Source organism: Dyella sp. GSA-30, from assembly GCF_027924605.1.
Classification (GTDB): domain Bacteria; phylum Pseudomonadota; class Gammaproteobacteria; order Xanthomonadales; family Rhodanobacteraceae; genus GSA-30.
On sequence record NZ_AP027042.1, the window covers coordinates 4928735 to 4948129 of the forward strand.

Genomic DNA, 19395 nt, shown 5'->3' on the forward strand with positions numbered 1-19395 from the left:
CACCTTCTGCGTGTGCAGTAGCGCAACCAAGAGCACCGGGCAGCAAAGCGGACGGGGCCTTCGCCTCAACTTCGTCTGAAGAAGCAGCACTGAAGCCGTTAGTCACGCTACCGGCAATTCAATAGGGCGCCCCGAGCTTGTACGCTGACGAAGCGGCAGCATCAAATCCGCTGTGGAAGGCTACAAGCTGAGTAGTGGACGCGGCAGTTGGTATTTCCAGCATTGGTACAGGCAGTCATAGCGACGCTCACCGCCTGCTCCGTTGTCGGAGCTGTATTTACGACATAGCCAGGATGACCAACTATCAAGGCCGCACACCCATTGCTATACCAAGTCTCGATCTGGCATTCCGTACCGCCCTGAGCTTTGCAGTCGGCGATTGCGGCTTGCTCGGCCTGGCTTCGACTAGCCATATTGGTGGAGTAGCCCAATATACCTTTAGGGATGTAGCTCGCAATCGCTCCAAACTTCGAGGCCCATTGCGGCGGAGCCGGCTGTTGCTGCCCCTGCTGCCCTTGGTCATAGCCCGGTATGGGTGCGCAGCCCACGGGCGCGCCTGGTGAGCCCCCACCGATGGTGTAATACCCGTCGGGGCAGTTTCCCTCAGCATGAGCGGCACGACCGCAGAAAAGCAGAGTTGCCAGCAAAAGCAACAAGACACTCGAATATTTCATATCAGTCTCCAGGACTAAGAAGCTTCATACGATAAGAAGCTTCAATAATTCTAGCCTCTGGGCACCCCTGTCCTAACCACGTCTGCCACAGGAGCATTCGTGTTCCCAGTTACTCGACTTCCGGTGGAAATAGCATCTCCACCACCCGACCTCACGTTAGGTGATCCGGACTGACTTGTATATTGCGGCGGCGAATACGACGAGCCCGCGCCACTATATTGCCCAGGCGGCTGCCCCTGCGGGCCCGGACGGTTGGCGCCAAACGCCGAGTACTGCATGAAACTACCCACGGTATCGCCGAAGAAGCGTGCCGTCATCGGCGGCACCGATATGATCAGGACGGTCATCAGCAAGCCTATACCACCTTGCTGCAACGCCTGACTGCTGAAGCCCTCGGCTTGCATGCCCGTGATGCTATTGATGACGCTGGATGTCCACAAGGCCGCAGCGACTCTCTCAGTCAGTCCCAGCACGATCGAGGTCACGACGCACAACATGGCAATGGAAAACATGGTGCCGATGCCGAACATCAGCCATTTTTTGAATAGTTCCTTGGTCTGCTCAAAGATCAGACACATGATGAAGAGCGGACCGAGACCGATGAAGATAGCCATGGTGAACTGATACATCAGGAGCATGGCGCCTGCAGCCATGGCCGGCCCGCCCGCGCCGAAACCAGCAAGGAACTCCGCACGAGCCTTCTGACCCGCCGTCTCGGTATCTCCTGGCGCTATCTGCACCACGTCAATGGCCGCGAGAGTCAGCTGTGTTGCAGCCATGTTGCGATCGATCTCGCTGATCGGCGAGTCCGTACCGGCGACGATCGAACTGATACCGGAGGCCAGGGTGCCGTTAGCTGACAGGAACTGCGAAATATCGGTGCCGGCAATGCCCATGGTGGTGGCAGCGGCAACGATCAGGACGACGCGCGCCATGTCGGTGACCATCGCCATCATCGAGCGCTGCGACTGCCCCGTTACCATGCGATAGCCCTGGATAATGATCCACAGCGTCACCAGCGTAAGGGCGAGCCCACTTACCCAGATCATCATATTTGCCATGGTCTTCGATTGAAATTTATCAATCTGATCCTGCAAATAGTTGTAGATCAGTACGTAGTACGCGTAGGTGCCCAAATCGCCCATTACAATTGCCCCAGTTCAATGTGTGGAACGATGCGCTCAACAAACGTCTGCGCCATCTGCCCGTTACCGTAAGCCCGCATCACTATTTGATGGCCAACGCGCCAGCAAGCACACCTACCTGCACCACGTTGCCGAGAATGCTGTTGCTGCCTTTCATCGCGACGTGAGACAGAATCGCCTGCTGCTGATTGAGCGCCTTGATCAGCGCTTCGTCGCCGGCGATCGCCGCCTGCCAGTCGTTCATGCTTTTGGCAACCGTAGCCGAATAAGTCGCAGCCTGCGTGGTGGCGCCGTTGGTTTTGCCCAACGTGTCCACGGAATTGGCCAGATCGTTGAGCTTCTGCAAGGTACCGCCGTACTGGTTCAGCTGGTTCACAATGAACACCGTCCTGTTGTACTCGTCCACCTGGAGAGTAACGATGCTCGCGCAAATCTGCTGCTGGCTGACCACGATGGGCTTGCTCATGCTGATGCTCGAAGCGATCGACGTGATCAACCCCTGTATGCCCGGCGTACCCGGGCAGTTCTGATCGATCAGCTCGCTAGGATCGGTAATAACCGTCAGCGTATTGGGCATAAATGAAATATTGGTGCCCAGACCCTGCACTTTCATCAGCAGTTGCTCGTACTGCTGGATTTCCTGGTTGTACTGGTCCAGCTGGGTGGCGTATTGCGAGATCTGCTTCGCAATCGACGTCGGATCTTCGACGATCACCTGGGCATGAACACCGGCTCCAACAAACAGCAGGCCTAAGAAACAGAAAACACGCACCAGGCCGGTCTTGCGAGAAAGAGCAACGACCCGCTCCATGTAGGATGAAGAAATACCCATGGTGTTCTCCTAATCAGTGCCGAAATTTCTTACTGTCGTTTAGTGACTGGTCTGGCGCGTCGCTTAAAGCGTAGTGACTCACTGACCGGAAGCATCGATCACTCTGGCGTAGCTGCTGTTACGCGACCGGCACTCAGCGACACCGTCGCGTCCAGTCATAGCTGCGCACAGTTTGTTTAAATCAAACGTATAAACCCCTGACCCTGCCCACGCATGATGGCTGGATCGGGTGACCACCCGTCCAACCCCCTGTAACCGAGCCTTTCGCTTAATAGTTAAGCACGGATCCTTGTGACTTGGCTAGCGCACTGATGTGACGGAGTCAACCGGCCTCCCGGCGCGTCCAGCTCGTGCAAATGCAATCCGTTGTGACGTCTTTTAGCAATGTAATTTTAAAGAGTGTCAGCGCCTCATCCTAGTAGGAAAAAACGTTTTACTTTGTAGGGATAGGACTACAAAACGCACCACATCGTTGTGTGCTCTCATATCCGTGATGGAACAGATACGCGCTATTTGAGAACTGGATCACGAAAAGTGCCGTATCGCGGAAACTCGGGCTCCCTTGCCGGGGTTTAACGGACAATGTGACGTCAGCTCATTGCGTGAATGGTTAGGCCGGAAGCGCGCCCTCAAAGCCTTCCGGCACTTTACTTGATTCCATGGCGGGTATTACTCTTCCGCCATCTGTGAGTGGACCACTCACAAGCGAAGATCGCAGCCAAGGCTTTCGGGGGGCGCGAATTCGCAGGGGATTCAAAGCGTTTAAACAGGTATCGGAGGCGCCATCGCCACGGAGAGCCAGGAAGGAATCTGCGCCGATTTACGCTAGTGCAACTTTGAAAGAAGCCATTTTGGATTTTGTGAAATCCTTTGCGGGCAATGGGTTCAAAAGCGAAACTAAAGAACCACGGTAACGTGGCAACGGTTCGCCGGAATTCATCGCACGCCTGGGCTTTATGGACGAAGGTTTCCCTCGTTGGGACTCCTCATTACCCGACACGTCGGAGGCATTCCTTGAAACTGCGTACCCTGCTTACCACGCTCGCCCTCGGCGCAGCCGCCAGCCTGACCAGCGCACCTGTCCTTGCGCAAATGGTTCCCTGCAATAGCTATACCTGCATGGCCGGCATGTCCGGCGACGGCGCTACCGGTGGACCCGGCTGCGAACCGGCGACCCAAGCCTTTTTCAGCATTGTCATCTACGACGAAGAAGGCATCGATTTTCCGGCGACGGCACTCGCTCGGCAGACTTATCTGATGACCTGCCCCGGCGCGACGACTGGCACCAACCTGGGTATTCTGGAAGCCATCATTGCCGAATGGGGCATGGTCGTTTATTGAGCCCTGAACCGATCGGGGCCTGGGCACAAGACCCAAGCCCTAGTCTGTCGGATGCCGTATTGCGGCATTCAGAATGTTTAAAACATTATCGAGCCATAAATAAAATGCAATACATCGGCGATGTATTGCATTTTTGTTTTAGCTAAATACTCGTTTTAAACGTTGAACAGGAAGTGCAATACGTCGCCTTCCTTGACGATATATTCCTTGCCTTCCTTGCGCAGCCGCCCGGCTGCCGCCGCACCCGACTCGCCCTTGTACTGGATGAAGTCGTCGTAGCCGATGGTTTCGGCGCGAATGAAGCCCTTTTCGAAATCGGTATGGATGACGCCCGCGGCCTGCGGCGCGGTGGATCCGGCCTTGACCGTCCAGGCGCGCACTTCCTTCACGCCCGCAGTGAAATAAGTCTGCAGCCCTAGCAGCTTGTAGCCCGCACGAATCACTCGATTCAGACCCGGCTCTTCCAGGCCATAGCTGGCCAGCATCTCGTCACGATCTGCGTCGTCGAGTTGCGAAAGCTCTTCTTCGATCGCAGCGCATACCGGCACCACCTCGGCACCTTCGGCTGCGGCACGCGCGCGCACGGCATCGAGATGCGGGTTGTTTTCGAAGCCGTCCTCGCGCACGTTGGCGATGTACATCAGCGGCTTGAGCGTCAGCAGGAAGAGATCGCGCACCAGCGCTTTTTCTTCATCGTCCAGACCCAGGCTGCGGGCAGACTTACCTTCATTGAGGCCCGTGGCGAGCTTCTGCAGCACCGGCTTCTTTGCCACCGCATCCTTGTCGTTTGCCTTGGCCGCGCGCTCGGCGCGATTGAGCGCTTTCTCGACCGAATCCAGGTCCGCCAGCGCAAGCTCGGTATCGATGGTTTCGATATCGGCGATCGGGTCGACCTTGCCGGCGACGTGCACGATGTCGGTGTGTTCGAAGCAGCGCACTACATGCGCGATCGCATCGACTTCGCGGATATGCGCCAGGAACTTGTTGCCCAGCCCTTCACCCTTGGACGCCCCGGCAACCAGGCCGGCGATGTCGACGAATTCGACCGCAGTGGGGATCAACTTCTGCGGCTTGACGATCTCGGCCAGCGCATTCAGGCGCGGATCGGGCACCGGCACCACGCCGACATTCGGCTCGATGGTGCAGAACGGGAAGTTCGCCGCGGCAATACCGGCCTTGGTCAGTGCATTGAACAGAGTGGACTTGCCGACGTTAGGCAGGCCGACGATGCCGCATTTGATGCCCATGTTTGGTCCGTCAGGTCGGCCGCTAGCGTGGCCGAGCAATTTTAAGGAGTAAGGAGTTAGTGGTGAGGAGCAAGGAGATAGAGCTATGGAACGTGCCCAGTCCGCTATTCTAGCCTAGACGGCACAGCACCCGACCTCAGCTCGCGCATGCGCGCGGCCTCACTTCGGCGTGTGCAGCTGCTGCATGGCCTTGTCGAATTGGCCGATCGCCGCCAGCGGCAACACATCGATGGCCCGGCCGATGCCATCCAGCATCGCGTCCTCATCGCTCGCCGAAGGCCGCCCCAGCACCCAGGACGTGACCTTGTCCTTGTGACCCGGATGGCCGATACCGACGCGCAGGCGATGGAACTTGGCGTGGCCGAGATGGGCGACGATGTCGCGCAGGCCGTTCTGGCCGCCATGGCCGCCATCGAACTTCAAGCGCACGGTGCCGGGATCGAGGTCGAGCTCGTCGTGTGCCACCAGGCACTCTTCGGGTTCGATCTTGTAATAGCGCAACGCCGATGCCACGGCGATGCCGCTTTTATTCATGAAGGTGGCGGGCTTGAGCAGCCAGATGGCTTCGCCGCCGATGCGGACCTTGCAGGTCTCGCCATGCAGCTTGCCGTCGAAGCCGAAGCGCTCGCCCTGCCCCGATGCCAGGGCATCAACAAACCAGAACCCGGCGTTGTGCCGGGTTCTGAGATATTCGGTACCGGGATTGCCCAGCCCGACGATAAGACGCAGACCCGCCATGGCGAGCGAAGCAGACACGCCATTGCCCCGGCCTCAAGGTGAGGCCGGGACAGCGTGTCTTACTTCTTGGCGTCCTTGTTGGCGTCCGCAGCCGGAGCGTCGGCAGCGCCTTCAGCCGGAGCGGCATCGACTTCTTCCTGCACCGAGTAAGCGGTGACGACGGCGATGTCGTGGTCGGCGCCCAGCGCGAGAGCCGGGATTTCGACATTGGCCGGCAGCTTGAGCTGCGACAGATGGATGATGTCGCCTTCCTTCAGCGAACCCAGGTCGAGTTCGATGAACTCCGGCAGGTTCTTGGGCAGGCAGGAGACTTCGACTTCCGTCAGGTTGTGCGAGATCACCACGCCGGCGGTCTTGCCCGCTTCCGACTTTTCCTGGTTCAGGAAGTGCAGCGGAACGTTGACGCGGATGGCCTCGTTCTCGTTGATACGCAGGAAGTCCATGTGCAGCATCTGCAGCTTGAACGGATGCTTCTGCCAGTCGCGCACCAGCACCTTCTGCACCTTGCCGTCGACGTTCAGGTCGAGCACCGAGGAGAAGAACCACTCGTGCTTGGCGGCGAGCAGGATGGTGTTGTGCTCGATCTGGATGCTTTCGGCGGGCTGGCCCGCACCGTAAACGACGGCAGGCACGTAGCTCGCACGACGCAGGCGGCGGCTCGCACCTTTCCCCTCGTCCTTGCGGCTTTCGGCCTTGATTTCATGAGTTGTAGCCATGGTGGCATTACCTACTTCAGTAGTGATCCGCCTCGCGGCGGTTTAGGTGACTCCCCCGCGACCAGAGGAGTCAGGTTGGCGTGAAGGTTGCCCTTCGCGCCTTAATCGATGTAAAGCGAACTCACCGACTCGCCAAAGGCGATGCGGCGGATCGTTTCTGCCAGCAGCTCGGCGACCGAGAGTTGGCGAATCTTGCTGCATGCCGCGGCATCGGCCCGCAGCGGCAAGGTGTTGGTGACGATCAGCTGATCGAGTTGCGAACCCTCGATGTTGCTGATGGCCGCACCCGACAACACCGGATGCACGCAGTAGGCAACCACCTTGCGCGCGCCGCGCTCTTTCAGAGCGGCAGCCGCAGCGCACAGCGTGCCGGCGGTATCGACGATGTCGTCGACCAGGACGCAGGTCTTGCCGTCCACGTCGCCGATGATGTTCATCACCGTGGCCACGTTCGCCTTCGGGCGACGCTTGTCGATGATCGCCAGATCGGCATCGTCCAGACGCTTGGCCAGCGCGCGTGCGCGCACCACACCGCCGACGTCCGGACTGACCACGATCAGGTTGTCCATGCTGTGGTTGCGCCAGATGTCCGCCAACAACAGCGGCGAGGCATAGACGTTATCCACCGGGATATCGAAAAAGCCCTGGATCTGGTCCGCATGCAGATCGACGGTGAGCACACGATCCACGCCCACGGTGCCGATCATCTTGGCGACCATCTTGGCGGTGATCGGCACGCGCGCCGAACGCGGGCGACGATCCTGGCGGGCATAGCCGAAATACGGCATCACCGCCGTGACACTGGCTGCCGACGCCCGCTTGAGCGCATCGACCAGGGTCAACAGCTCGAACAGGTTCTCCGCGCTCGGTGCGCCGGTCGGCTGCAGCACGAACACTTCCTGGCGACGAACGTTTTCCTCGATCTCGATCTGCGTTTCGCCATCGCTGAAACGACCGATCAAGGCCTTGCCGAGGGGAACGCCCAGGCGTTGTGCGACATCTTCGGCCAGCTTGCGGTGCGCATTGCCGGTGAAGAGCATCGGGGAGGACGTATCCACGGTCACTTCCTTAAAAAAACTAACAGCCATTCGGTTGGATGGCTGGGGCGGCAGGATTCGAACCTGCGCATGCGGGAATCAAAATCCCGTGCCTTAACCAGCTTGGCGACGCCCCAGTGTTTCTCTATCCACAACCTGCGCCGGTAACCGCCGTAACGATCACCCACGCTTGTCTACCTGGTTTTTCAGGCCTGGCCGCCATGGCGAACCAGAGCCTCGTGTAACGGCGAAACATCCACCCCCGCGGCTACCCGCGCGGTAAATGTCGCCGGACATGCTTCGGCGATGACTTCCGCTGCGTCGCGCGACCGCGTTTCGACAAAAACGCAGGCGCCACTACCGGAAAGCCTGGGCCGACCGTAGCTCTTGAGCCATTTCATCGCCGCGGCCACCTTGGGATGGCGCGCGATGACTACCGGCTCGAAAGCGTTTTCGGTCGTTTCGCCCGAAGCAAAGGATGAAATTGTCGCCCGAGCGGCATTTCGTGTCAATTCAGAAGCTTGAAAAAGTGCCGCGGTGGGCACGTGCTCATGGGGGTCGAGCACCACGTACCAACGGTTGGGGAGCTTTATCGGCTCCAGCTTTTCGCCGATCCCTTCGGCCCAGGCCGAGCGACCGCGCACGAAGACCGGCACGTCCGCTCCGAGCGTACGCCCCAACTCGGCCAGCTCCGCCGGCTTCAGCCCACAACCCCAGAGGTGGTTGAGCGCGACCAGCACGGCAGCCGCGTCGGAACTGCCCCCACCCAGGCCGCCGCCCATCGGAATGCGCTTTTCCACTTCGATATCGACGCCGGCCGTGGCGCCCGTGTGGGCCTGCAATGCCAACGCCGCTCGCACGATCAGGTCGCTTTGGGCAGGTACCTCGGGGATATCGGTCAGCCGCAGCACCTGGCCATCGGGGCGGACGCGCAGACGCAGCTCGTCACCCCAGTCGAGCAGGCGGAAAACGGTCTGCAGCTCGTGATAGCCATCCTCGCGCCGCCCCAGGATGCGCAGGAACAGGTTGACCTTGGCCGGTGCCGGCCAGACGGTCCATTCATCCGCGGCGGGCCGGTCGAACGTGCGGCTCATGAAGACGCGCAGGCTCTCGGGAAAGCCGTTCTCACGGTCGCGATCCAGGGCAAAAGCAAACTCGGGAGCGTACTTGTCGACTTCGACAAAGCCATGGCGGCCGTAGAACGGCGCATTCCAGGGCACGTCGCGCAGGGTGCCCAGGTCGATCTTTCGATAACCGGCGGCGCGCGCCCAATCGCAAGCGTGCTCCAGCAGGGCCGCGCCAATGCCGCGGCGGCCCCAGGTCGGCAGCACGTCGATCTCGGCAATGCCGATACTGTCGCCGCCCTCTTCCACGTCCAGGCAGACGAAACCAACCAGCTCATCAGCGTCGCTGATAGCTACCCAGACCAGGCCTCGCGCAATGGCGTCGCCCAGGATGTCCGGCGGCAGTTCGATCGCCGAATACGCCGGCCACGCGGCGTGTCCACGAAACATTTCGACGGCACTGCGCTCGATGGCGCAGAGGGTGCCGACTTGGGAAGGTTGAGCGCGCTCGATGCGGAACATAGATGTGAAATTGTCCGCTGCGCGGCCTGTAAAGAGGGAAGAGTAAAGAGGAAAAGCCGTAGTTGCACGGCTTTTCCCTCTGCTGCATGAGCAACGTTACCGCGGTGCCAGTTGCCAGCTCTCGATGGAAAGCTTCACCTTGAACGGCGCCTTGTCCGCGAATACCTTCTTCGGCAACGCCGGCTGACGGGTCGTGTCCCATTCGCGGTAGTCGACATTCCAGCCGTCCTGCTGCAGCAGCGACGGCAGGCGGTCCTGGCCGAAGCTCAGTTCGGCCGGGCCGCCATCGGCACGCAGACCAAGCACCCAGGCCCGCAGCTCGCGCAACGGCACTTCCCAGCCCAGAGCCCGGCGCAGCAGCGCTTCGGCATCCGGGCCGTTGATCGGACCGCCGTCCATGCCTTCGAGCAAGGCCTCGTCCGGGCTGCCCGTCAAACGAAAGCTCTTGCCGAAGGGGCCACGGATGGTGAACACGTAGTGCTGACCATCCTGCACCCAGGTGATGTCGCCACTGCCGCTGGTCTTGCTATCGGAGACGGCGATGCGGCCTTCCAGCGTCCAATGATCCGTACCGGCCAACGCCTGCTCGCGTGTCTGCTGCTCGTTGAGCATGCCGGCATCGCCGGGCGTGCGTACGACGGCCTTGGGCACGCAGGCGGCCAGCAGCAGCGACAACAGCGCGGCTGCGCCCAGACGTTGGATCGACTTCATGGATTCAGACGCTTCAAGGTGTCGTGCAGGCTGGTGTTCTGCGGGTCGATCTTGCGCACCTCGTCGAACACCCGCCGCGCGTCCTCCTGCTTGCCCTGGCGCCACAACACCTCGCCAAGATGCACGCCGACGTCGGCGTCCTTATGGCTTTGCCAGGCGCTGTTCAAGGCTTTTTCGGCCTGATCGAGATGGCCCAGACGGTACTGCACCCAGCCCCAGGAATCGGTGACCGCCGGATCGTTGGGCTTGGCCGTGCGCGCGGTCTGGATCAGCTGCTCAGCCTCGGGCAGATCGCGATTGGCGTCCGCCAGCGTGAAACCCAGCGCATTGCTCGCATCGGCGTCGCCGGGCTTGATCTGCAGCAGGCGACGCAGATCGTCGATCGCCTGGTCGGTCTGGCCACCCGAGGCATACGCAAGACCCCTGCCGTAGAGCAGACCCGGATCGTCCGGCGCAATCTGCAGGGCACGGCTGTAGGCCGCCTCCGCCTTGGCATATTGCTGCTCGCGCATGTACAGCTCGGCATCGACCTCGTAGGCACGACGCAGCTGCGCCGGCTGGTCGAGGTAATCGGTCTGCATTTCCTCCAGCTGCGCATGGGCTTCGGCTGAGCGTCCCAACTCAAGCAGCAGCACGGCACTGCGCAAGTCGGCGTCGAAGGCGTGTTCGTCGTCATCCGGGACCTGGCCGTACCACTTCAGCGCATCGTCCTTCTGCCCCTGCATTTCGGCCAGCTGGCCAAGCAGATAGGCGCTGTCGTTGCGAACGTCGTCGGGCGAATGCTGCAGCTGATTGTAAAGACGACTGAGCGTGCGGGTGTCGTTGGCATGCGCCGCCAGAGCGGCACGCAGCTGAAACGTATCGGCGTTCTGCGGACCGTTGTCGAGCAGCTTGCCGGCGCTGGCGTAATCGCCGTTCTGCCCCAGCAGACTCGCATAGGCCAGGCGCAGACGGATGTTCTTGGGCGCCTTGGCGATGGCCTTCTGGAACATCGCCTGGGCGCCCTTGCGATCGCCGGCCTTGTACTTGAGCTGTGCGGCCCATGCATAGGCATCGGCATTTTCGAAGCGCTTTACCGCCGCATCGGCAATCTGCTGTGCGTAGGCCGTACGACCCAAGCGGTCACCCAGCTCGCTCATGGCCAGCCAGGCCTGCGCATCGCCGGGAGGCAGGCGCTGCGGGGTTGCCAGGGTCTCCAGCAGATTCGACGACTGCGCCGGATCGCGCCCGCCGACCAGTACACGGCCGAACTGGCGCCAGGCATCGATGTCGCCCGAGCTGGTGAGAATCTCGAGCTGACGCTGCGCCTCGGCGGTATCGCCCTGCCCCAATGCCAGCTGGGCCCGGGCCTGGGCCAGCTCGGCCGGCTTGGCACCCAGGGCTTGCCAGCGGGCGATCGCACGCTGGGCGGCGGCATCGTCACGGATGGCGATGGCCATCCCGGCCGCCTGCTCGGCGACATGAGGGTCGTCCGAGAGCAGCATGGCCCGGTCGTAGGCCGCCGATGCGTCCTTGAGATCGGTACGCGTCAATGCCATCTCACCCACCATGAGCTGCGCGAGCAGATCATGATCGGCGTCGGGCGTCGCCACGACCAGATGATCCAGGGGCTGACTGGACGCCGTCCGACTTGGGCCCGTGCGATTGGGCATTGCAGTACAACCCACCAGGGCCAACACTATGACGCTCGCCCCAAAATGCCGCAGTTGCTTGAACTTGGCCGACCTGCTCAGCACACTATTCTCCGTTGGACCTTCTATTCCGGTCAGTTCGACGTCCGGACCGGGACATCAAGCCTAGTTTACGCCGCCCGGTACCCGTCGCAGCCACTTATTTCATGCCATGACGCTGATCGCCCTAGGGCTCAACCACCTCACCGCGCCGGTCAGCCTGCGCGAGCAGGTGGCGTTCGATTCGGACGCCGCGGGCAAGGCCTTGCATGACCTGCGTCAGCAGCCCGGCGTGGAAGAGGCGATGATCCTCTCCACCTGCAATCGCACCGAACTTTACGTCAGCGTCAAGGCCGGAGCGGAGAGCGCACCGCAGGTATGGTTGAGTCAGCATCATCAGCTGACCCCGGGCAAGCTCGACGAGTTCCTTTACCGGCATGACGAGGACGATGCGGTCCGCCATATGTTCCGCGTCGCCACCGGGCTGGACTCGATGGTGCTGGGCGAACCGCAAATTCTTGGGCAGGTGAAAGACGCGTATCAAATGGCGCGCGACGCCCAGTCGCTTGGCGCGCCGATGGATCGCCTGCTGCAGCACACCTTTGCCGTAGCCAAGCGCGTGCGCACCGACACGCGCATCGGCGCGCATACGGTGTCGGTCGCCTTTACCGCCGTTCGCCTGGCCGAGCAGGTATTTACCGACCTGCGCCAGGCCTGCGTGCTGTTGATCGGCGCCGGCGACACGGTAGAACTGGCGGCCCGTCACCTGGTCGACAAGCAGGTGCGCCGGTTGATCGTCGCCAATCGCACGCTGGAAAACGCGCAGGAGCTGGCCGGCCGCCACGGCGGTTATGCCATCGCACTGCAGGATCTGCCGCAGCACCTGGCCGAGGCCGACATCGTCATTTCCTCCACCGCCTCGCGTGTTCCGGTGGTAACGCGTGCCATGGTCGAAAAAGCCATCAAGGCTCGCCGGCACAAGCCCGTTTTCATGGTCGACATCGCCGTACCGCGCGACATAGAGGAAGGCGTCGGCAAACTCGACGACGTCTATCTCTATGGTATCGACGACCTGAAACAGGTGATCGACGACAACCGTCGCTCGCGTGAAGCCGCCGCGCGCGAGGCCGATGCGATCATCGACCTGCAGGTCGAACGCTATATGGCCTGGCGCCGCGCATTGAACGTGCGCAACCCGGCCATGGACATGCGCCAGCATGCGGAAACCTACCGTGACGAAGTGCTGGCCAAGGCGCAGGCGATGCTGGCACGCGGACGTCCGCCGGAGGAAGCGCTCACTTTCCTTGCCAATACGCTGACCAACAAATTGCTGCATCATCCCAGTGCGCGCCTGCGCGAAGCCGCATTGAATGGCGACATGGACTTGCTGCATGCCGCGGGGCGGCTGTACGGCCTGAACGACACACCAGAAGCGAGTACCGAGGAGTGAGAAACGAGAAAGAACTGCCGATCCACTTTCTCGCCTCTTACCCCCTCCCTCTCGCTGCTGCCCCATGACGCCATCCATTCGCCGCAAACTCGAAGCCCTTGCCGAACGCCACGAAGAAGTCGGGCTGTTACTAAGCCAGCCGGATGTGCTGGGCGACAACACACGCTTTCGCGAGCTCTCGCGCGAGTACGCACAGTTGGAGCCGGTGACCGCGTCGCTGCGCGAACACGACCAGGCCGAGCGCGAACTTTCCGATGCGCGTTCCATGCTGGACGATCCCGATATGCGCGAAATGGCGGTCGAGGATATCGATCGCCTCGAACAGCGCCTGGTCGAACTCGATAGCGAACTGCAGATCCTGTTGTTGCCGAAAGATCCACGCGACGAAGCGAATCTGTTCCTCGAAGTGCGTGCCGGCACCGGCGGCGACGAGGCGGCGATCTTTGCCGGCGATCTGTTTCGCATGTATGCGCGTTACGCCGAACGCCGCCGCTGGCACGTGGAAATCCTGAGCGAACACCCCGGCGAGCACGGCGGTTACAAGGAAATCGTCGCGCGCGTCGAAGGCGCAGGCGCGTATTCCAAGCTGAAGTTCGAATCGGGCACGCATCGCGTGCAGCGCGTACCGGAAACCGAATCGCAGGGGCGTATCCATACCTCAGCCGCGACAGTAGCGATCCTGCCCGAGCTGGACGATATCGCCGATATCGAGCTGCGCGATGCCGACCTGAAAGTCGACACCTTCCGTGCATCGGGCGCCGGTGGCCAGCACGTCAACAAGACCGACTCGGCCATTCGCATCACCCATCTGCCCAGTGGCATCGTGGTGGAATGCCAGGACGAGCGCAGCCAGCACAAAAACCGCGCCCGCGCGATGAGTCTGCTCAAGGCACGCCTGCTCGACGATGAGCGCAGCAAGCAGGCCGCCGCCCAGGCCGAATCGCGTCGTCTGCAGGTGGGCTCGGGGGACCGCAGCCAGCGTATCCGCACCTATAACTTCCCGCAGGGCCGTATCACCGATCACCGCATCAACCTGACCCTGTATCGTCTGCCCGAAGTGCTTCAGGGCGATATGGACGAACTGATCGATACGCTGACCCGCGAACATCAGGCGGACGAGCTGAAAACGCTGACGGGTTAGGGGTAAAGAGTGCAGCAGTTCACCGCCCCTGTGCCTCGCTCCTGCCCTCTTGCTCCCGACACCCCAAAAAGCTTGGCCCGGAACCCGACCTGCGCTAGCGTGCGCGCATGAACCGTACCGCATCACCTCCCGATTCCAGGCAGCGAGTCGCCGACCTCATCGAGCGCGGCGCCATCGCCGAAGCCGAAATGGCCGCTGCCGAGTTGCGCGCACAATTTCCCGGCGATGCCGAGTATGCGCGCATGCACGGGCTGGCCTTGTTCCAACTGGGACGCAAGGACGAAGCGCTGGCTGCGCTGAAACGCGCGACCGAGCTGGCACCAGAACATGTCGACGCGTTCTGCAATCTCGCCACGGTGATGGTCGAGAGCGGTCAAGCCAATGCGGCGATCGAACTGCTGCGCAACACCTTGAAGAAATCGCCCGGACATCCGGGCATCCTGCTTACGCTCGGCAATGCATTGATGGCCGCGGCGCGCTATGCGCAAGCACGCGAGTCGTATGCGATGGCCACGCACGGCGCGCCGGAGCACCCCGGACTGCGACTGAATCTTGCCGCGGCCGAACTGGAGCTGGGCAACACTGACCAGGCCATCAAGCACATCGAAGAAGCCCTGCATCTGGACTCGACTTTCGACGTTGCCTATGAACTGCTCGGCATGGTGTATCGCGCGCAGGGACGGCGAGCCGAGGCGGCACAGGCTTTTCTGCACGCCGAGCAACTGTCCCCCGAGAACCCGCGCTACCCGCTGCAAGCCGGTATCGCGCTGGATGACTCCGGCCAGTTGGAAGCAGCCGGTCAGGCCTATGCGCGCGCGCTGCGCCTGGATGCATCGTCAGGTCTCGCGCTGAGCCAGTTGGTGTTTACCAAGCGTCGGCTATGCGACTGGATCGACCTGGAGGAACTGAGCACCCGGCTTCATCGCGCCGTGGCCGAGCAACGCCAGGGCATCACACCTTTCTCCTTTCTGGCTGAAGCGGGGACGCCTGCGGAACAGCTGCGTTGCGCAACCACGTTTGCCAAACACACGGAAACGCAGATCGACCCGCTGCGACGCCAGCTGGCCTTTAGCTATCCGAGCTTGAAAGCCACCTCGGCCTGGCGCGTCGGCTTCGTCTCGAATGGATTTGGCGAGCATCCGATTGGCCGTCAGATCGTGACGCTGATCGAAACCTTGCGCGGCGACGATTTGGATATCCACCTGTTTGCCACCACGCCCAGCGACGACAGCCCGATTCGCCAGCGGTTGGAAGCCGCAGCCAAGGTGCACGACATCACCCGCCTGGGCGTGGCCGAAACCGCCGAGCGCATCCACACGGCGGATATCGAAATCCTGTTCGATCTGCGCACCTTCGGCAGTGGCTCGAACATCGACCTGTTCGAATTGCAGCCAGCGCCGATCCAGGTCAATTGGCTGGGCTTTCCCGCCACGTCCGGCGCACCATGGATGGATTACCTGATTGCCGATACCGTGGTGCTGCCCACCCCCATGCGCAAGCATTTCAGCGAGAAGCTGATTCGTTTGCCGCGCTGCTTCATTCCCTGCGATCCCGCTGCCGACATTGCCGATGCACCTTCGCGTGCCGCCTGCGGCCTGCCCGAACAAGGCACCGTGTTCGCCAGTTTCAACAGCAGCTACAAGCTCGACCCGACCACGTTCGCGCGCTTCATGCTGATCCTGCAGCATGTGCCCGACAGCGTGCTGTGGCTGCAGACCGGCCCCGACGGCACCGACCGTCGTCTGCGTGCGGCCGCGCAGGCGCTCGATATCGTGCCCGAGCGCGTGATCTTCATGCCTAAACTACGGCACGACGAATATCTTGCGCGATATGCACATGTCGACCTGTTTCTGGACACGACGCCATACAACGCACAGGCGACAGCCATCGATGCCTTGCGCGCGGGCTGCCCGATGCTGACGCTCCCCGGCGCCAGTCTGGCCGGACGTGTCGGCGCGAGCCTGCTGTTTCATGCGGGCCTGCCGGAGCTGATCGCCGAAGACGAAGAAAGTTTTGTCGGCATCGCGACCGAGCTCGGCAACGATCCGGACGCTTTGAAGGTGGTACGCCAACATCTGCTTAAGAGCCGCGCAAAGCATCCGCTGTTCGACATCGACGCATTCGCCGCCGATTTCCGTCGCGCGATCCAGGGCATGAGCGCACGTCACCGCATCGGCAGGCCGCCGGCGGATATCGATCTGGGAGGGTTGCTGTGAGCAAACGAGACAAGGCCTATGAAAAGGCCATGGAAGAACTGCAGTTCGAGCTGGCCGGACTGAATCGCTACCTGCGCCGCAGCGGTCAGCGGCTTGCGGTGATTTTCGAAGGTCGCGACGCCGCTGGCAAAGGCGGCACGATCAAGCGCATCACCGAAAGCATGGACACGCACAACTACCGCATCGTGGCCTTGTCCAAGCCAAGCGAGGAAGAAGCGACGCAGTGGTACTTCCAGCGTTACATATCGCACCTGCCGTCGGCCGGCGAATTCGTGCTGTTCGACCGGAGCTGGTACAACCGCGCGGTAGTCGAACCGGCGATGGGCTTTTGTAGCAAGGAACAATACGAGGCGTTTCTCGGCCAGGTACCGACCTTCGAAAAGCTGCTGACCGACGACGGCATCATCCTGATCAAGTACTGGCTCGCGGTGGATCAGGAGGAGCAGGAAAAGCGCTTCAAGGATCGCGCGGAAGACCCGCTCAAGCGCTGGAAGCTTTCGCCGGTCGATATCGCCGCGCGCAAGAAATACAAGGAAATCGGCGAACTGCGCGACGTCATGATCGAGCGCACGCACGCCGCAGCGGCGCCCTGGTTCGTGGTGGACTTCAACGATCAGAAGCGCGGGCGCGTCAACCTGATCCGGCACTTGCTCGAACAGGTGCCGCGACATGACGCAAAGATCCCCGAGATGAAGCTCGACAAGCTCAAGCACAAGCCTCGCCAGGAACATGTCACTGATAAGGCGCTATGGGTGCCTGATGCGTTCGGCCGGCTCTAGATCAGTTCCGACCGAAGCGAGCCACTAGCACCTCAGGTTCTCCCATCGTCATTCCGGCGCAGGCCGGGACCCAGTGACTTTGTGATCGGTTATCGCGAGAGCAAACAAGCATCTGCTCTATCGCGAAAACCTAAAACCGAAGCCACTGGGTCCCGGCCTGCGCCGGGATGACGAGTAGGAAGGGCTGTCGAAACAAAAAATGCCGCTGCCAATAAATAGCGCGTGATAAACGTTATTTCTTGCCCAACCCTATCGCTTCACCGAGCGACTGCTCGTTAACCGTGCCCACAAAGCGCTTGGCAACCTTGCCATCCGGCCCGATCAACCAGGTCGTCGGCAAGCCACGAGGCTCATCGAAATCGGGTAGTGGCTTGTCCAATGGCACCTGCGCCACCGGATAAACCACCGGGTGCTTGACCAGGAAGGCCTGGATATCGGCTTTTTCGCTGTCGTCGTAGGCCAGGCCGATAGCGGCGACCTTATCCTTGTGATCGGCGACGAACTTGGAAATGTCGGGCATCTCCTTGATGCACGGCACGCACCATGTCGCCCAGTAATTGACGATCACCCACTTGCCACGCTCGGCAGCAAGATCGAAGGTCTTGCCATCGAGCGTGGTGACCTTGAGCTTGGGTTGTGCCGGCATCTCGGCGTGAGCCGGCGCGGCCAGCAGCAGGGCAGCAGCGAGGGCAATAGGTGCAAACAGCTTCATCAGGGGTATTCCTCAGACTCGGATTCGGATGCGCAAAGCGTTGACGATGGGGACGATGGATAGGCCTTTTCAAGCCGGGTACCCAGCTCACCCGATAGCGTCTTGGCAACACGCTCGAGCACATTGACCAGTTCTTCCGGCAACGCCAGACCCAACGCCGCCACTTTCTCAACCGGCTGCAATGGCAGGCGATAACTGCTGTGACCATACACCCTGAGCAGATCAGCACTGTCGAGACTGCGACTGAGCAACCAACCGCCGGATTCGCCGCGACGGATCAGGTCCGCGCGCTGCAGGTCCTCGAAATAATCCGCGATCGCCGACGTATGAAGATACGGGGCGCGTGCGCGTATCGTCTCCGGCTCCACTTCGCATCCGCTGCGCTGGCCGTCGACAAAGAATTTCAACACCACCAGCAATCCGAGAAACTCATCGCCTTGCGGCAGCGCTTCGCTGGGCGGCTGATAATCGAAGGCGGAAATCGAGGCGGAAATCGAGGCGCCCAGGATCACGATCACCCAGGAGAGATAGATCCACAGCAGCAGGATCGGCAGCGCCGCCAACGCACCATAAATCTGGTCATAGGTGTGCGCATTGCGCACAAACAAGGTAAAGCCCCAGCGCACGATTTCGAACAGCACCGCGCCGATAACCGCACCGATACCTGCCTTGCGCCATGGCACGCGACGGTTCGGAATGAACGTGTACATCAGCCACAGAATCAGCAGGGTCAGCACGAACGGCAAGGTGCCGATCAGGCGGCTGCCGATGGTCTGGCGAAACTGGCCCACGGCATCGTTCAACAACGGCAAGGCCGTGACGTACGAGGTCACGGCAATACTGCCGGCCATGAAAATCGGCCCCAGCGTCAATGCAGCCCAATACAAGAGAATGCGCGAGGTCCAGCGACGCGGGCGCTGCACGCGCCATACGCGATTGAGGCGCTCTTCGATACTGATCATCATCGACACGGCGCTGAACAGCATGACCAGGATGCTGATGCCGGTCAGCCCGCGTGCGTTGTCCGCAAACTTCTGCAAGGCATCCTGGACTTCGGTGGCGGCCGTCGGCACGAAGTTCTGGAATACGAAATTGATCAGGGTGACGCGCGCATCGGCGAACATCGGAAAGGCGGCAAACACGGTCAGCACTGCCACGGTCAACGGCACCAGCGAAACCAGTGTCGTATAAGACAAGGCACCGGCGGTTTCGAAACACTTGTCGTCGACGAAACGGTGCCAGAGAAAGCGACCAAAACTCAGCAAGCGCGCGCGGTCGAAACGAAAAGCCATTGACGGGTCCTTCATCGGCTGCCACCGAGGCGGTGGCAGGGCATCGGCTATCGCCGAAGGCGGCGACAGGGTGGCATCGCCCGGTACACTAGCGCATTGCCACTGAAT

The 19395-nt window shown here is 61.2% G+C and carries 16 protein-coding genes and 1 tRNA gene; 5 read left to right on the forward strand and 12 right to left on the reverse strand.

Annotation, left to right across the window (positions count from 1 at the left end):
- Positions 1-724: 724 nt before the first annotated feature.
- Together QMG46_RS21205 and QMG46_RS21210 are read right to left on the reverse strand one after the other, a co-directional pair.
- Entirely contained in the window at positions 725-1819 is a 1095-nt protein-coding gene (locus QMG46_RS21205) for a TrbL/VirB6 family protein (RefSeq protein WP_281849879.1), read from the reverse strand.
- An 82-nt stretch (positions 1820-1901) separates the two neighbouring features.
- Positions 1902-2651: a TrbJ/VirB5 family protein gene (locus tag QMG46_RS21210; RefSeq protein WP_281849880.1), complete on the reverse strand. Its 750-nt coding sequence runs from the start codon at positions 2649-2651 to the stop codon at positions 1902-1904.
- A gap of 1014 nt (positions 2652-3665) precedes the next feature.
- Between QMG46_RS21210 and QMG46_RS21215 the strand changes: the two genes are divergently transcribed.
- Positions 3666-3992, forward strand: coding sequence for a hypothetical protein (locus QMG46_RS21215; protein ID WP_281849881.1), 327 nt, complete (start codon positions 3666-3668; stop codon positions 3990-3992).
- A 155-nt stretch (positions 3993-4147) separates the two neighbouring features.
- Here the strand turns inward: QMG46_RS21215 and ychF are convergent, their stop codons facing one another.
- The 8 genes from ychF to QMG46_RS21255 form a co-directional block, all read right to left on the reverse strand.
- Positions 4148-5239: a redox-regulated ATPase YchF gene (gene ychF / locus QMG46_RS21220; protein WP_281849882.1), complete on the reverse strand. Its 1092-nt coding sequence runs from the start codon at positions 5237-5239 to the stop codon at positions 4148-4150.
- Positions 5240-5398: 159 nt separating this feature from the next.
- Positions 5399-5977, reverse strand: a complete 579-nt coding sequence (gene pth / locus QMG46_RS21225) for an aminoacyl-tRNA hydrolase (protein ID WP_281852942.1) — start codon at positions 5975-5977, stop codon at positions 5399-5401.
- A gap of 59 nt (positions 5978-6036) precedes the next feature.
- Positions 6037-6693 carry a 50S ribosomal protein L25/general stress protein Ctc gene (locus QMG46_RS21230; protein WP_281849883.1) on the reverse strand — a complete coding sequence of 219 codons (657 nt, stop codon included), beginning with the start codon at positions 6691-6693 and terminating at the stop codon, positions 6037-6039.
- A 101-nt stretch (positions 6694-6794) separates the two neighbouring features.
- Positions 6795-7781: a ribose-phosphate diphosphokinase gene (locus QMG46_RS21235; RefSeq protein ID WP_281849884.1), complete on the reverse strand. Its 987-nt coding sequence runs from the start codon at positions 7779-7781 to the stop codon at positions 6795-6797.
- A gap of 9 nt (positions 7782-7790) precedes the next feature.
- Positions 7791-7867, reverse strand: a tRNA-Gln gene (locus tag QMG46_RS21240).
- Between the two features lie 69 nt (positions 7868-7936).
- On the reverse strand, positions 7937-9316 hold the full coding sequence (gene ispE / locus QMG46_RS21245) for a 4-(cytidine 5'-diphospho)-2-C-methyl-D-erythritol kinase (RefSeq protein WP_281849885.1): 1380 nt from the start codon (positions 9314-9316) through the stop codon (positions 7937-7939).
- A 96-nt stretch (positions 9317-9412) separates the two neighbouring features.
- Positions 9413-10027: a lipoprotein insertase outer membrane protein LolB gene (gene lolB / locus QMG46_RS21250; RefSeq protein ID WP_281849886.1), complete on the reverse strand. Its 615-nt coding sequence runs from the start codon at positions 10025-10027 to the stop codon at positions 9413-9415.
- Positions 10024-11679, reverse strand: coding sequence for a tetratricopeptide repeat protein (locus tag QMG46_RS21255; protein WP_281849888.1), 1656 nt, complete (start codon positions 11677-11679; stop codon positions 10024-10026). The genes lolB and QMG46_RS21255 overlap by 4 nt, the downstream gene beginning before the upstream one ends.
- Before the next feature lie 190 nt (positions 11680-11869).
- Here QMG46_RS21255 and hemA point away from each other — a divergent pair, with 190 nt between their 5' ends.
- The 4 genes from hemA (at position 11870) to ppk2 (ending at position 17283) form a co-directional block, all read left to right on the forward strand.
- Positions 11870-13147, forward strand: a complete 1278-nt coding sequence (hemA, locus tag QMG46_RS21260) for a glutamyl-tRNA reductase (protein WP_281849889.1) — start codon at positions 11870-11872, stop codon at positions 13145-13147.
- A 64-nt stretch (positions 13148-13211) separates the two neighbouring features.
- Positions 13212-14288, forward strand: a complete 1077-nt coding sequence (gene prfA, locus QMG46_RS21265; protein WP_281849891.1) for a peptide chain release factor 1 — start codon at positions 13212-13214, stop codon at positions 14286-14288.
- Between the two features lie 107 nt (positions 14289-14395).
- The gene (locus tag QMG46_RS21270) at positions 14396-16504 is read left to right on the forward strand and encodes an O-linked N-acetylglucosamine transferase, SPINDLY family protein (protein WP_281849892.1); all 2109 of its coding nucleotides are present in this window, start codon (positions 14396-14398) and stop codon (positions 16502-16504) included.
- A 29-nt stretch (positions 16505-16533) separates the two neighbouring features.
- Positions 16534-17283, forward strand: a complete 750-nt coding sequence (gene ppk2 / locus QMG46_RS21275) for a polyphosphate kinase 2 (RefSeq protein ID WP_281852943.1) — start codon at positions 16534-16536, stop codon at positions 17281-17283.
- 232 nt (positions 17284-17515) lie between these two features.
- Here ppk2 and QMG46_RS21280 read toward each other — a convergent pair whose 3' ends face one another.
- Together QMG46_RS21280 and QMG46_RS21285 are read right to left on the reverse strand one after the other, a co-directional pair.
- Entirely contained in the window at positions 17516-17995 is a 480-nt protein-coding gene (locus QMG46_RS21280) for a TlpA family protein disulfide reductase (RefSeq protein ID WP_281849893.1), read from the reverse strand.
- Positions 17995-19287: a YihY family inner membrane protein gene (locus QMG46_RS21285; RefSeq protein ID WP_281849894.1), complete on the reverse strand. Its 1293-nt coding sequence runs from the start codon at positions 19285-19287 to the stop codon at positions 17995-17997. The genes QMG46_RS21280 and QMG46_RS21285 overlap by 1 nt, the downstream gene beginning before the upstream one ends.
- Between the last annotated feature and the right edge of the window lie 108 nt (positions 19288-19395).